The sequence below is a fragment of the Actinoallomurus sp. NBC_01490 genome (genome assembly GCF_036227085.1).
GTDB classification, from domain to species: Bacteria; Actinomycetota; Actinomycetes; order Streptosporangiales; family Streptosporangiaceae; genus Actinoallomurus; species Actinoallomurus oryzae.
Genome location: NZ_CP109433.1, coordinates 4,240,043 through 4,253,372, shown reverse-complemented (window position 1 = coordinate 4,253,372; position 13,330 = coordinate 4,240,043). Strand labels below are relative to the sequence as shown.

The window sequence follows — 13,330 nt, the reverse complement described above, 5'->3', positions numbered from 1 at the left end:
TTGGTCGCGGCGCCACGGCCACCGCCGGTGCGGGGCGCGGAGGCGCGCGGACCGGCGGGACGGCCGGTCTGGCCGCTCTTTCCCGGGCCCGCCCCGCGCGGCCCGCCGGGGGGCGGGGCGGCCGGGCCGCGGCCACGGCGTGCCGTCACCGCGTGCCGCCTCCCTTCTGGCCGGTGCCGTCCGACGCCTTTCCGGGGGAAGCGGTCGGGGCGGAGGTCTTGGGGGTCGCCGCGCCGGCGGGCGGCATGATCGCGCCGGGCGCTCCGGCCACGCCCGCGCCGGCGGCCGCCGCCATCGCCTCGTCGGAGACGCCCGGCGGACGGGCGCCGCCCTGGGTGACCTGACCGGTGCGCGCGTCGATGAAGGCGGGGCGCCGCCCGTCCACCATGCCGAGCCCGCGCGCCTTGTTGTGGATGACCGACGGGCTGTCCTCCCGGTTGATGTCCTCCTGCAGCGCCTGCTTGCGCTCGCCCAGCTGCTGGTTGCCGCGCTGCAGCTCGCTCAGGGTGAACGCGTCCTGGGCGAGCACGGTGTTGAGCAGCAGGAGGCTCACCAGGGCGCCGCCGAGCAGGCCGACGACGAGCAGCACGAACGGGGTGCGCGGCGGCGGCGCGACCCGGCGCGCCGCGGCCCTTGAGGACGGCCTGCGGACCGCCGCCGACCGGCTCCGCTCCGTGGTGGTCGCCGGGCGCGCCTTGACGGCGCTCCTCTTGACGGCCGTGCCCTTGACGGCCGTGCCCTTCGCGGCGCCGGTCTTCGTGGCGCCGGACTTGGCCGCGCCGGACCTGGCCGCACCGGACCTGGCGCCGGTCTTCGCGGTGGCGTTCTTCTTCGGCCTCGGGGCGCCGGGCCGGGCGGTGCCGGTCTTCGCCGGGCGCTGCTTGACCGCTCCGCCCGTGTCCGCGTCACCCTGGGCCTCGCGCGGCTCGGGCGTGCGGCGGCGGCGGCGCGCCGGCCGCGGGGCCGGCGTGTCGTCGTCCCCGCGCCGGCGGCGGGTGCGCGTCTCCTGCGGCGGAGTCGTCATGGTCATGTGGTGCCTCCTGCTTGCCTCCGCCCGCTCGGCGGGTCTTCGTCGAGCGGCCTCGCGCCGCCTCGCGGACGTCCCTCACGCTCACGGGTCCGCTCGACGGCGCGAAGGCGCGCCGACGCGGCCCGTGGGTTGGTCGTGGTCTCTTCGTCGGACGGTTGCTCCGCGCCTCGGGTGAGCGGGCGGAACCGCGGCTGTCGTTCCGGCAGGGGAACCGGCAGGTCGGGTGGTGTCGTGTCGGTGGTCCGCGCGGCGAAGGCCCGCTTGACGATGCGGTCCTCGAGCGAGTGGTAGGACAGGACCGCGACGCGGCCGCCCACCACGAGGGCGTCGAGCGCGGCCGGGAGGGCCCACTCCAGCGCGGGCAGCTCGCCGTTGACCTCCATGCGCAGGGCCTGGAAGGTGCGCTTGCCCGGGTGGCCTCCGGTGCGGCGCGCGGCGGCGGGGATCGCGTCACGGACGACCTCGACGAGCCTGCCCGTCGAGGTCAGCGGGGCGCGCCCCCGCTCCCGTACGATCGCCTCCGCCACGCGCCGCGCGAACCGCTCCTCGCCGTAGTCGCGCAGGATGCGCGTGAGGTCCGAAGCGGAGTATGTGTTGACCACCTGCTCGGCGGTGAGCTCCTGGGTGCGGTCCATCCTCATGTCGAGCGGTGCGTCATAGGAATAGGCGAAGCCGCGCTCGGCCTCGTCGAGCTGCGGGGAGGACACCCCGAGGTCGAAGAGCACGGCGTGGACGCCGGAGACGCCGAGCTCGGCGAGAACCCGCGGGATCTCGTCGTACACCGCGTGGACGAGGTGGGTGCGCCCGGCGTAGGCCTGGAGCCGCCGGCCGGACCGCTCGATCGCGCTGGTGTCGCGGTCGAGACCGATGAGCGTGACGCGTGGGTGGGCTTCGAGCACGGCCGCGGCGTGTCCGCCCAGGCCGAGGGTCGCGTCGACGAAGAACACGTCCTCATCGGAGGGCGTCGACAGGGCCGGCCCCAGCAGTGCCAGAATCCGGTCGAGCATGACCGGCACGTGCCCCGTCGCGCGTGGTCCCCCCTCGCGCTCTTCGTCGCCTCGCATCGAAAACCTCTCACATGACGCCACTGCTCGCGGACGGCGCTGATGCCGCGCTCGCCTGCTGCTCCGCCGTGCCGGCGACGCGCGTAGAGCACCCCGCGGACGGCCGACGCGGACTCTCACCCGGGCGTGATCGCCCCGGATGCGCTCTGCGGCTCACCGCTCAATGGCTTTTCGCCGGCCCCCGTTACGGACTTCGCCCGGCCAGGTCCCCATCCGCTGTTCCGTGGAGGAAGATGTGCTACGGCCATCTGGCACCGGGGAAGGTGCGCCAGTTGGGAGCGGGTGGAGACCTCGCCGAACGGATCCGCGACCGGCGATGGTGCGGTCAGAGAATCCCGGGCAGCACCTCCTCGGACAGATCGGAGAACTGCGGCTCCTGCTCCGACAGGTAGGTCTCCCACGCGGTCGCGTCCCAGATCTCCAAGCGCGTGTTGGCTCCGATGACGGCGCAGTCGCGGCTCAGGCCGGCGTACGCGCGCAGGGCCGGCGGAATGGTGATCCGCCCCTGTTTGTCGGGAACCTCGTCTGAGGCGCTGGCGAAGAAGACCCGGCTGTAGTCCCGCACGGCCTTGGCGGTGACCGGTGCCGTACGAAGCGCCTCGGTGATGCGCTGGAACTCCGCCTCAGGAAAGACGTAGAGACAGCGCTCCTGACCCTTCGTGATCACCAATCCCCCCGAGAGCTCCTCGCGGTACTTCGCCGGCAGGAACAGTCGTCCCTTGTCGTCCAGGCGCGGTGAATGAGTGCCGAGGAACATCCGGCCTCACCTCCGCCCCCCGTGAGGCGATGCACCCTGCCCCACGGCGCCCCACTCTACTCCACTCTGCCCCACGGTCAACGACCAAAACGCCTGGCTCGCGGCGTTTCACAAGACAAAGCCGCAGGTCAGAGCGGTGGAGCAGAGTGGGGCGTCCACGAGGCCCCCCGATGGGGGGTCACGAGGAGGCCGCGGCGCATTGTGAAGGCGGAAGGCGCCGAATGACGTGAAACGCACGGACTGCGCGCGCACGATGGAGTGAAGTGGGGAATCCGAAATGGCGCGTGAATCCAATAACACCCGGATGCGGCCGTTAGCCGGATCGGGGGTTACCCTCCTGCACGGAGCATCGCACCAACCAGCCCAAAAGACGTACTGTCGGTGCAACACAACAACATGAACAAACCGGATGGAGCTCCCCATCCGCATCCGTGTGCGACGAGGCCGGGCCGGCGCGGGACCGGCGGCGGGCCGCGTGGCCGCGCGGATGGCCCGAGGAGGGGTTAGTGGCAGTCAGCACACACGGTGACGTCGGACGGGGGCTGGAAGGCCTCGCGAAGATCTCGGGCCGGATCTCCGGGGCCATCGAGTCCGTCATCGAGGGCAAGCCGGACGTCATACGCCTCGCGCTCACCGTTCTTCTCGCCGAGGGCCATCTGCTCATCGAGGACGTGCCCGGAGTCGGCAAGACGATGCTCGCCAAGGCGCTCGCCCGCTCCATCGACTGCTCGGTGCGGCGGATCCAGTTCACCCCCGACCTGCTGCCGAGCGACATCACCGGCGTCAGCGCCTACAACCAGGAGCGGCGGGAGTTCGAGTTCAAGCCGGGGCCGGTCTTCGCCAACATCGTGGTGGGCGACGAGATCAACCGCGCCTCGCCGAAGACGCAGTCCGCCCTCCTGGAATGCATGGAGGAACGCCAGGTCACCGTGGACGGCCACACGTACGACCTGGATCGGCCGTTCATGGTCATCGCGACCCAGAACCCGGTCGAGATGGAGGGCACCTACCCGCTGCCCGAGGCCCAGCGCGACCGCTTCACCGCCCGCATCTCGATGGGCTACCCCGAGCCCGGCGCGGAACTGCAGATGCTCGACGTGCACGGCCGGACCTCGCCGCTGGACGACCTGTCCCCGGTGGCGCGGGCCGGTGACGTACGGGAGCTGATCGAGCTCGTCCGCAACGTGCACGTCTCCTCCTCCGTGCGCAACTACGCCATCGCCCTGGTCACCGCCACCCGTGAGCACCCCGAGCTGCGGCTCGGCGCGTCTCCGCGGGCGACCCTCCACCTCGTACGCGCCGCCCGCGCGTACGCGGCGCTGGAGGACCGGGACTACGTTCTGCCCGACGACCTGCAGTACCTGGCCGTGCCGGTGCTCGCCCACCGGTTGCTGCCGACCGCCGAGGCCCAGGTCGAACGCCGTCTGCCCGAACACGTGGTCGCCGAGCTGGTCGCCCACGTGCCGGTGCCCGACCCCCGGCACTAGTGGACGTGGGCACCGGACGGGCCGGGTTCAGGCCGGGGCGCGCCGTCCGCGGGGCGCTCGGTTCGCTGACCACTCGCGGGCGGTCGTTCGTGGCGGCGGGCATCACCGCGATCGCCTGCGCGTTCATCCTGGGCGAGCGCGACCTGCTGCGGGCGGGGGTGCTCATCCTCATCCTGCCGGTGCTGTCGGGGCTGGTCGTGTCGCGCACGCGCTACCGGCTCTCGTGCACGCGCCGCGCCGACCCATCGCGGCTGCCCGTAGGGCACGAGGCCCAGATCGGCATCGTCCTGCAGAACATCTCGCGGTTGCCGACCGGGATCCTGCTCGTGGAGGACCAGGTCCCGTACACGCTCGGCGACCGCGCGCGCTTCGTCGTCGACCGGATCGAACCCGGCGGCGGTCGGGAGATGGTCTACCGGCTCCGCCCGGACGTACGGGGGCGTTACCAGGTCGGACCGCTGCTGGTACGGCTCGCCGACCCGTTCGGCCTGGTGGAGCTGGCCCGGTCGTTCGCGACCTCGAACCGGCTGACCGTCACGCCGCCGATCGTGCCGCTGCCGCACGGCCGGCTGACCGGCTCGTGGACGGGCGGCGGCGAGAGCCGGGCCCGTACGATCTCCACCGCCGGAGAGGACGACGTCGCGCCGCGGGAGTACCGCCACGGCGACGACCTGCGGCGGGTGCACTGGCGTTCGACCGCCCGGCGCGGCGAGCTGATGGTCCGGCGCGAGGAGCAGCAGTGGCAGAGCCGCGGCACCCTGTTCCTCGACACCCGCCGGATCGCGCACTGGGGCCAGGGGGCCGCCTCGTCCTTCGAGCAGGCGGTCTCGGTCGCGGCCTCGATCGGCGTGCAGCTCGGACGCGAGGGACTCGGTCTGCGGTACGTCACGGACGAGGGTGAGACGTTCTCGCCCACCGCCGTCTTCGAGGGGGCGCTGCTGGACTCACTGGCGGTCGCCCGTACGTCCACCGGCCGGTCGCTGCGGACCGGGCTGGCCGCGCTGCGCACGGCGGCGCGCGACGGCGACGGGCTGGTCGTCGGCGTCTTCGGCCGGCTGACCGCCGAGGACGTCCAGGACGTGGCCCGGTCCCGGCAGGGCACCGCCACGTGCGTCGCGGTGCTGGTCGGAGACGAGGAGCACGCGGCGGCACGGGCGGCCTCGGTGCTGCGGGCCGCGGGCTGGCGGGTGCTCACCGTCGACTCGGCGGCCTCGCTGCCGGCCGCGTGGGCCGGCGCGGACCAGGCGTCGGAGAACTCCGAGCTGCGCGCGGTACGGGACCGCGCGGGTGTCCGGCGGTCCGCGGCGGGTCCGCCGGGTACGCCGGCGAACAGCGGGGCGCCGGGCGGCGGCGCGGCGGGCACGGACGGCACGGCGGGCACGGGCGACGCCGCCGGGGCCGGTACGGACGGAGCGAGCCGGGGAGAGTCGTCATGAGACTACGGCTGACGATCGTGGCGTGCGCGGCCACGCTGCTGGCGACGGTCGGGCTGTACCCGCTGTACGAGTCCGGCGGGTGGTTCGGTACCGGGTTCGGCGCGGTCCTGGTGGTGGGCGTCGCCGGGGCGCTCACCCGGCGGTTCCGCGTGGCGGCCGCGCTGTGCCCGCTGATCGGGCTGGCCGTCCTGTTCCTCTACCTCACCGTGGTGTTCGCCTCCGGGCAGGCGCTGCTCGCCGTCGTCCCGACGCCCTCCTCGACGGCGCGGCTGGGCCGGCTGCTCGGCGAGGGCTGGCACGACGCGAACGCCTACGCGGCGCCGGTGCCGATGCTGCCCGCCATCAACATGCTGACGGGCACGGGAATCGGCCTGGTCGCCATCCTCGTCGACTTCCTGGCGGTGCGCGTCCGCCGGGCGGCGCTCGCGGGGCTCCCGCTCCTGGCGATCTACAGTGTGCCGGCGGCGGTGCGCCAGCAGACGACGGGCTGGCTCGCCTTCCTGCTGAGCGCGGGCGGGTACCTCGGGCTCCTGGTCTCCGACGCCCGGGACCAGCTCGCCGGCTGGGGCCGGGCGGTGTTCACCCGCCGCTGGTCGGCCACCGTCCCCGCCGACGAACGCCCGGACTCCGGACCGCTCGCGGCCGCCGGGCGCCGCATCGGGCTGGCCGCGGTGGCGATCGCGATCGTGCTGCCGTTCGCGGTGCCCGGCATCGAGCCGCGCGGGCTGCTCGGCATCGGCGGGGACGGCGGCTCCGGATCCGGGAGTGGCTCCGGCTCGATCACCGGCCTGGACGCCCTCGACCCGCTCGTGAGCGTACGGCGCCAGCTCGTGCGCGAGGGGGACGCCGAGGTGCTGAGGTATCGCACCACGGACGGCTCCGCGCCGGACTACCTGCGGATGTACTCCCTCGACCGGTTCAACGGCGAGACCTGGTCGACCGGGCCGCTGCGCGCCGGGCGGGACGAGCGGGTGGCGGACAGGCAACTGCCCGCCGAGCCGGGCGCCGGCGCCATCCCCGCGCGAGCGGTGACCACCGACATCAGCATCGACTCGCGGGTGCACGGACTGGACGTGCTGCCGATGCCGTACCCGCCCACCAAGGTGAACATCAAGGGCGACTGGCGGGTCGATCCCCGGTCGCTGACGGTCTTCTCGACCCACGACTCGGCGGGCGGCCGGTCGTACACGGTCTCGAGCATCCGCCCCGAACCGACGTACCAGGAACTCGTCACCGGGAGCCCTCCGCCGGACTCGATCACCTCGCGGTATCTCGCGGTGCCCGACTCGGTCGGCGACGACATCACCAAGCTGGCCGCCCAGCTGACCACGGGCGCCTCGACTCCGTACGAGAAGGCGGTCAAGCTGCAGGACTGGTTCACCCGGCCGGGGAACTTCACCTACAGCCTCAACACGCCTCCGCCACAGCACGGGGGCGCGCTGCAGGACTTCCTGTTCACCTCCCGTACCGGCTACTGCGAGCAGTTCGCGTCGTCGATGGCGGTGCTCGCCCGCGTCCTCGGCATCCCGGCGCGCGTCGGCATGGGGTACACGGCCGGCTCCCAGCGGTCGGACGGCGAGTGGGTGGTGCGCACGAAGGACGCCCACGCGTGGCCGGAGCTGTACTTCACCGGTGTCGGCTGGCTGCGGTTCGAGCCCACGCCCGGCGGGGACGGCGGCCAGGGCAGCGCCACCGTGCCGTCGTACACGGCCCCGCAGCTGCTCCCCGGCTCGCCGGGCAGCGACCCGGAGACGCAGGTGCCGACGACCGGCACCGGCTCGGGTTCGGTCTCCACGTCCGCGCCGACCGTCACGCGGCACCGCACCGACACGCTCGCCGACGAGCGCGCGGCGCCGGGCGCCGTGCCCGAGGAGCACACGTCGCACCTGCCGGTGGCGTGGCTGCTGATCGGCCTCGTGGTGGTGCTCCTGCTGCTGACGCCCGCCACGCTGCGCCGCCTGACCCGCGCGCGCCGCTGGCGCCGGGCGAAGACGGACGTCGCGGTGGCCCACGCGGCCTGGGACGAACTGCGCGCGGACGCGGCCGACCACGGGTTCCGCTGGCCGGCGAGCGAGACACCGCGGGCGACGGGCCGGCGGCTGGCCGAGGCCCTCGAACTGGACGGGGCGGCCGCGGAGGCACTGGCGCGGCTGGCACGGGCGGAGGAACGGGCCCGGTACGCCCCCTCGGCCGACCCCCTGGCGGCACCCCGTGACGACGTGCGCCTGCTGCGAGCGGCGTTCCGCGCCCGGGCGAGCCTGCGCGTACGGTGGCGCGCCCGCCTGTTCCCGCCGTCGGCGACGAAGAGCCTGCGGAGGGCGGGAACCCGGATCATGGACGTCTTCGAGTGGCTGGATGTGGCCACACCACGGCGCCGCCGCCCGACCTGACGGGCCACGGAGAGTAGGCGGGCTCACGCAGGCGTGTCGCTCGTGGCGGGCGATTCTGCGAAGGTCGTCGGGTCGGGGACCGCGGTCGGGTTCGGGCGGGCAGCGTTCAGCGCCGGGCGTCGGACACGCGTCCGGGCTCGGGCGGGGGCGGTCAGGGGCCTTCGTGGCGGCGGCGCCAGCGCTCCTCGATCCGTTCCATGAAACTCGCCTTCGGCGCGCGGGACGGCTTGGCACGTTTCCGGGGGTCGGGGTCCGCTCCGATGCCGGTCATGCGCTTCCAGCTCGTCAGGCCCCAGGCGCAGCAGAACACCATGAGGAGGAAGCCGGCGACGCTGATCACGATGCTGATCGGCATCGTGTTCAGGATCGGCCCCGCCATCACCACGATCAGGCCGAGGACGAACCCGATCGCGGCCTTCCAGATCCTGCGCTTGTAGTGGACCTTCGGATCGGTCGAGCGGACCGCGGAAACGAACTTCGGGTCCTCGGCATACAGCGCACGCTCGATCTGGTCGAGCTGGCGCTGCTCGTGGTCAGAGAGCGGCACGGCGCCTCCCAAGGACAGCCCCGCGAAGGGTATACCCACGCCGGACGGAGACATGGCTATCGGTGATATGCCCAGAATACGAGCCGCGACGACCGTGGAAAAGAAAACGCTCCCTCGGAGACGCGCCGATCGCCGAGTCAATCAGCATGTTCACCGTCCGTGGTCACATAGGTCACACTGCCCTCACTTGTCACGAGGCAACTCCTTACCGTAGTACGCCTTGCGCTCACCGTCGGGGCGCATGAGTGCGGCGGGGCGTACGGCGCCGTTGCCGAACCGCCGGGCCGCCAGGTCCATGACCTGCTCGGCCTCGCGCCAGCCCGTCTCCGGCTCGCCCAGCGCGAGCTGGCGTGTGGCGTCCTCGGCGGAAATGAGATTTTCGACACGTACGCCGACGAGCCGCAGCGGTGTGTGCTCCAGCCCGGACGCCTCGTACAGCGCGCACGCCGTCGCGTAGATCTCGCGCGCCAGGTCGGTCGGCTCGCGGAGCGTGCGGGCGCGGCTGATCGTGGTGAAGTCGGCACGGCGGAGCTTGACCGCGACCGTGCGCCCGACGTGGCCGGCGCCGCGCAGCCGCGCCCCCACCCGGTCGGACAGGCGCAGCAGCTCGCGCCGGATGCTCTCGGGGTCGGCGATGTCGACGTCGAAGGTCTCCTCCGCGCCGATGCTCTTGTCCTTGGCCGTGGAGACGACGGAGCGTTCGTCCCGGCCCCACGCGAGGTTGTGCAGGTGCTCTCCGGCCGCCTCGCCGACCTCGCGCCGGAGCGTGTCGAGGGGGGTCGCGGCCAGGTCGCCGACCGTCCGCAGGCCCAGGCTCCGCAAGGTCTGCTCGGTGCGCTCGCCCACTCCCCACAGCGCGGCGACGGGAAGCGGATGCAGGAACTCCACGACGCCGTCGGCGGGAACGACGAGCAGGCCGTCGGGCTTGCACCGCGTGGAGGCCAGCTTGGCGACGAACTTGGTGCTCGCGACGCCGACCGAGCACGTGATGCCCTGCTGCTCGGCGACCTGCCGCCGGATCAGCTGCCCGATCTCGGCGGGCCGTCCGAGGCGGCGGAGCGCGCCCGTGACGTCGAGGAAGGCCTCGTCGAGCGCGAGCGGCTCGACCAGCGGCGTGATCGAGCGGAAGATCTCCATCACGCCCGCCGAGACCGCGGCGTACTTGTCGTGCCGGGGCGGCAGGACGACCGCCTGCGGGCACAGCCGCCGGGCCCGGGTCATCGGCATCGCCGAGTGCACGCCGTACTTGCGCGCCTCATAGGACGCGGCGGCCACGACACCGCGTCCGCCGGCGCCGCCGACGACCACGGGCCGGCCGCGGAGCTCGGGGTGTTCGAGCAGCTCGACGCTCACGAAGAAGGCGTCCATGTCGACGTGCAGGATGCCGCAGCCGGTGTCGTCCGCCGGCGGCCCGGGCGGCGGACCCGGCCGGTGCAACTGCTGCTTGCGGCTCATCCCGGTCCCCCACGCCGCACGCGCGCCGGCACCCCGGCGTACCGAACGCCGCTCCCCCGCCGGTGCGAGCGCCGCTCACGGCCCGTCTCCGGCTCCCGCACCCACGCCGTCTCGGTGTACGGAACACCGGTCCGCGGCCGGTACGACCGCCGCGCGCGGCTCATCTCGGTCTCCCGCGGCGACCGGTGATCCGTACGGCCGCCGGCGGCGTGGACGGGGGCGTCATCGTCGGCGGGCGAGGGCGTGGAGCTGGGTGGCCACGTCCTTCAGCACCGGATGCATCGCGACCGCGCGTTCGAGGGCGAGGAGGTCTTCGGCGGCGCCGCGCTCGCCGTCGATGAGGCCGCTCGGGACCAGGTCGGCGAAGACACGGATGCCGTGCACCTCACCGACGCCCAGGCCGGAGCCCGCGATGAGCTCGGCCAGCATGCCGGAGGTGAACCGACGGGGCATCGGGTCGTGCTCGCCCCACCGGCCCTGGGCGCTGGACAGCAGCCGCCGCGCGTCGTCGAACCGTCCCGCGAGCGCGCGGTGCAGCACGGCCGCGACCTGGTTGGCCGCCAGGACGCTGACCGCGCCTCCGGGGCGCACGGTGCGGGCGATCGAGGCCATCGCCGCGGCCGGGTCGTCGACGTATTCGAGCACGCTGTGACACAGCACCAGATCGGCGCTGTCGGGGCCGACCGCCTCCAGCAGCCCGTCGGCGTCGCCCTGCAGCGCGCGGACCCGGACGCCCGCCTCGGCGGCGCGGCGCTCCAGGCCGGCGAGGGCGTCGGGGCTGGAGTCGACGACGGTGACGTGGTGGCCCAGCTCGGCGAGCGGCACGGCCAGCCCGCCGGTGCCGCCCCCGGCGTCGAGCACGTCGAGGACGGCCCGGCCGGACGCCTTGGCGCTCTCGTCGAGGACCTCGCGCAGGATCTCCCACACGACACCGCGCGCCGGGCGCGTGCGCGAACGCTCGTTCATCGTGCCTCCCCCCATGCCGGACGGCATGGACGGGCCGCGCACCGCCGGCCCGGCGAAGCCGCGTGGACGGTGGGTCCCTGCCTCTTTCGCCTCACAGCGCCCAGCTTAAACGGCTACAACGACAACGAGGGCTTGAGTTCGAGCAGGCGTGACAGCAGGCCGTTGACGAAGCGCGGCGACTCGTCGGTGGACAGCTCGGTGGCCAGGGCCACCGACTCGCTGATCGCCACGCCGTCGGGCACCTCGTCGTTCCAGAGCAGTTCGAAGGCGCCCAGCCGCAGGATGTTGCGGTCGACCATCGGCATGCGATCGAGGGTCCAGCCGACGGAGTACGTCGCGATCAGCTCGTCGATGCGCTCCCGGTGCTCGGCCACGCCCTCGACCAGCCGGCCGAGAAACGCCTGTTCGGCGAGCGGCTGGCTCGCGTCCGCGGCGCGCCGGGCGAGCACGTCGGCCGGCGGCTCGCCCCGGACCTCGGCCTCGTACAGGACCTCCAGGGCCCGCCTGCGCGCCTTGCTGCGTGCCGCCACGGTCAGCCGCGGCCCAGGTAGTCGCCCGACCGGGTGTCGACCTTGATCTTCTCGCCGGTCGTGATGAACAGCGGGACCTGGATCACCGCACCGGTCTCGACCGTGGCCGGCTTGGTGCCGCCCGTCGAGCGGTCGCCCTGCAGCCCCGGCTCGGTCTCGGTCACCTCGAGGACGACCGCGGCGGGCAGCTCGATGTAGAGCGGCGTGTCGTTGTTGAACGCGATCACGGCGTTCTGCTCGGGCAGCAGGTAGTCGGCCGCGTCGCCCACGGTGGCGCCGGGGATGTGCGGCTGGTCGTAGGTCTCGGTGTCCATGAAGACGAAGTCCTCGCCCTCGCGGTAGAGGTACTGCATCTCCCGCTTGTCGACGTTGGCCACGTCGACCTTGGTGCCGGCGTTGAAGGTCTTGTCGACGACCTTCCCGGAAAGGATGTTCTTGAGCTTGGTGCGGACGAACGCGCCGCCCTTACCTGGCTTGACGTGCTGGAACTCCTGGACGGTCCACAGCTGGCCGTCGAGGTTCAGCGTCATGCCGTTCTTGAGGTCGTTCGTCGTCGCCACGTGCGATGTTCTCCTGCGTCGGCGGCCTGCCGCGTCTAGATGACGAGCAGTTCCTTGGTCGTCTTGGTGAGCAGCTCCGCGCCGTCCGTACGGACGACCAGAGTGTCCTCGATGCGGACTCCGCCGCGCCCCGCGAGGTAGACGCCGGGCTCGACGGTGATCGGAACTCGATCCGTCAGTTTACCGGTCTTGTCGTACCCGAGGAGCGGTGCCTCGTGGATCTCCAGGCCGACGCCGTGCCCGAGACCGTGCGGGAAGTCGTCGGCGTACCCGGCGGCGTCGATGACGTCGCGCGCCGCGGCGTCGACGTCCTTGGTGGCGGCCTCCGGGACCGCCGCCTCGACGCCCGCGCGTTGCGCGGCCGCGACCAGGTCGTAGATCTCCCGCAGCGCGCCCACGGCGGGGCCGACGGCGACGGTGCGGGTCATGTCGGCGTGGTAGCCGCCGTACAGCGCGCCGAAGTCCATGGTGACGAAGTCGCCGGACTCGATCACGCGGGCGGCGGGCACGTGGTGCGGGATCGCGCCGTTCGGCCCGCTCGCCACGATCGTGGCGAACGCGGGCCGCTCCGCGCCCAGGTCGACCATTGACCGCTCCAGCGCGACGGCGATCTCCCGCTCGGTACGGCCGGGCCGGATGAAGGGCAGCACCGCGTCGAACGCGCGGTCGGTGATCGCGCAGGCCTCGCGCAGCAGCGCGATCTCCTCTTCGTCCTTGACCTGGCGCAGCTCCTCGACGGCGCGGCCCAGGGGCACCAGCTCGACGCCCTCCAGCTTGTCGGCGAGCGTGCGGTGCGCCTCCACGGTCACGTCGTGCGCCTCGAAGGCGAGCCGCCCGGACGCCCGTGAGCCGAGCGCGCCGGCGGTGTCGCGGTCGACGACGCACTCCAGCTCCGGGCAGACGCGCGCCGCGGTGCCCGCGTAGCGCCCGTCGGTGCCGAGCACGGTGGTGCCGTCGGCGCCCACGAGGAGAGCGGCGTTGGAGCTGGCCAGACCGCACAGGTAGCGGACATTGACCAGCCGGGTGACCAGGGCGAAGTCGGCTCCCTGGTCGGCGACGAGCGCTGCCAGGCGCGCGCGGCGTGTCTCATGGATCCCGGGCATGTCCC

The 13,330-nt window shown here is 73.2% G+C and carries 12 protein-coding genes; 3 read left to right on the top strand and 9 right to left on the bottom strand.

Features of this window, described 5'->3' with window-relative positions; translation table 11 throughout:
* Positions 1 to 145 precede the first annotated feature (145 nt).
* From OG417_RS20395 to mraZ, 3 genes are all read right to left on the bottom strand, one after another.
* Positions 146 to 1,030, bottom strand: a complete 885-nt coding sequence (locus OG417_RS20395; protein ID WP_329258290.1) for a hypothetical protein — start codon at positions 1,028 to 1,030, stop codon at positions 146 to 148.
* Positions 1,027 to 2,094 carry a 16S rRNA (cytosine(1402)-N(4))-methyltransferase RsmH gene (gene rsmH, locus OG417_RS20390; protein ID WP_329258288.1) on the bottom strand — a complete coding sequence of 356 codons (1,068 nt, stop codon included), beginning with the start codon at positions 2,092 to 2,094 and terminating at the stop codon, positions 1,027 to 1,029. Before rsmH ends, OG417_RS20395 begins: the two co-directional genes overlap by 4 nt.
* A gap of 325 nt (positions 2,095 to 2,419) precedes the next feature.
* Positions 2,420 to 2,851 (bottom strand): division/cell wall cluster transcriptional repressor MraZ, encoded by a 432-nt coding sequence (gene mraZ, locus OG417_RS20385; RefSeq protein ID WP_329258285.1) that lies wholly within the window; start codon positions 2,849 to 2,851, stop codon positions 2,420 to 2,422.
* Between the two features lie 506 nt (positions 2,852 to 3,357).
* On the opposite strand from mraZ, the gene OG417_RS20380 reads away from it, so the two are divergent.
* Genes OG417_RS20380 through OG417_RS20370 form a run of 3 tightly spaced genes read left to right on the top strand, consistent with a single transcriptional unit; the run spans position 3,358 to position 8,164 of the window.
* The gene (locus OG417_RS20380; RefSeq protein ID WP_329258282.1) at positions 3,358 to 4,338 is read left to right on the top strand and encodes an AAA family ATPase; all 981 of its coding nucleotides are present in this window, start codon (positions 3,358 to 3,360) and stop codon (positions 4,336 to 4,338) included.
* A gap of 5 nt (positions 4,339 to 4,343) precedes the next feature.
* Positions 4,344 to 5,774: a DUF58 domain-containing protein gene (locus tag OG417_RS20375; RefSeq protein ID WP_329258279.1), complete on the top strand. Its 1,431-nt coding sequence runs from the start codon at positions 4,344 to 4,346 to the stop codon at positions 5,772 to 5,774.
* The gene (locus tag OG417_RS20370; RefSeq protein ID WP_329258276.1) at positions 5,771 to 8,164 is read left to right on the top strand and encodes a transglutaminase family protein; all 2,394 of its coding nucleotides are present in this window, start codon (positions 5,771 to 5,773) and stop codon (positions 8,162 to 8,164) included. The genes OG417_RS20375 and OG417_RS20370 overlap by 4 nt, the downstream gene beginning before the upstream one ends.
* Before the next feature lie 151 nt (positions 8,165 to 8,315).
* Here OG417_RS20370 and OG417_RS20365 read toward each other — a convergent pair whose 3' ends face one another.
* The 6 genes from OG417_RS20365 to OG417_RS20340 form a co-directional block, all read right to left on the bottom strand.
* On the bottom strand, positions 8,316 to 8,711 hold the full coding sequence (locus OG417_RS20365) for a DUF3040 domain-containing protein (RefSeq protein ID WP_329258273.1): 396 nt from the start codon (positions 8,709 to 8,711) through the stop codon (positions 8,316 to 8,318).
* 183 nt (positions 8,712 to 8,894) lie between these two features.
* Positions 8,895 to 10,166: a DNA polymerase IV gene (locus OG417_RS20360; protein ID WP_329258271.1), complete on the bottom strand. Its 1,272-nt coding sequence runs from the start codon at positions 10,164 to 10,166 to the stop codon at positions 8,895 to 8,897.
* Between the two features lie 222 nt (positions 10,167 to 10,388).
* Positions 10,389 to 11,132: a methyltransferase domain-containing protein gene (locus tag OG417_RS20355; protein WP_329258269.1), complete on the bottom strand. Its 744-nt coding sequence runs from the start codon at positions 11,130 to 11,132 to the stop codon at positions 10,389 to 10,391.
* A gap of 113 nt (positions 11,133 to 11,245) precedes the next feature.
* Positions 11,246 to 11,662: a transcription antitermination factor NusB gene (gene nusB, locus OG417_RS20350; protein ID WP_329258266.1), complete on the bottom strand. Its 417-nt coding sequence runs from the start codon at positions 11,660 to 11,662 to the stop codon at positions 11,246 to 11,248.
* Between the two features lie 2 nt (positions 11,663 to 11,664).
* On the bottom strand, positions 11,665 to 12,222 hold the full coding sequence (gene efp / locus OG417_RS20345; protein ID WP_329258263.1) for an elongation factor P: 558 nt from the start codon (positions 12,220 to 12,222) through the stop codon (positions 11,665 to 11,667).
* Between the two features lie 35 nt (positions 12,223 to 12,257).
* Complete coding sequence (locus OG417_RS20340; RefSeq protein WP_329258260.1) at positions 12,258 to 13,325, bottom strand: M24 family metallopeptidase; 1,068 nt, start codon at positions 13,323 to 13,325, stop codon at positions 12,258 to 12,260.
* Positions 13,326 to 13,330: the final 5 nt, after the last annotated feature.

Excerpts from the sequence above, each read along its gene's own strand:
- OG417_RS20395 (WP_329258290.1), bottom strand. The coding sequence starts at position 1,030 with ATGACCATGACGACTCCGCCGCAGGAGACGCGCACCCGCCGCCGGCGC.
- rsmH (WP_329258288.1), bottom strand. The coding sequence starts at position 2,094 with ATGCGAGGCGACGAAGAGCGCGAGGGGGGACCACGCGCGACGGGGCAC.
- OG417_RS20355 (WP_329258269.1), bottom strand. The coding sequence starts at position 11,132 with ATGAACGAGCGTTCGCGCACGCGCCCGGCGCGCGGTGTCGTGTGGGAG.
- OG417_RS20360 (WP_329258271.1), bottom strand. The coding sequence starts at position 10,166 with ATGAGCCGCAAGCAGCAGTTGCACCGGCCGGGTCCGCCGCCCGGGCCG.
- OG417_RS20370 (WP_329258276.1), top strand. The coding sequence starts at position 5,771 with ATGAGACTACGGCTGACGATCGTGGCGTGCGCGGCCACGCTGCTGGCG.
- OG417_RS20340 (WP_329258260.1), bottom strand. The coding sequence starts at position 13,325 with ATGCCCGGGATCCATGAGACACGCCGCGCGCGCCTGGCAGCGCTCGTC.
- mraZ (WP_329258285.1), bottom strand. The coding sequence starts at position 2,851 with ATGTTCCTCGGCACTCATTCACCGCGCCTGGACGACAAGGGACGACTG.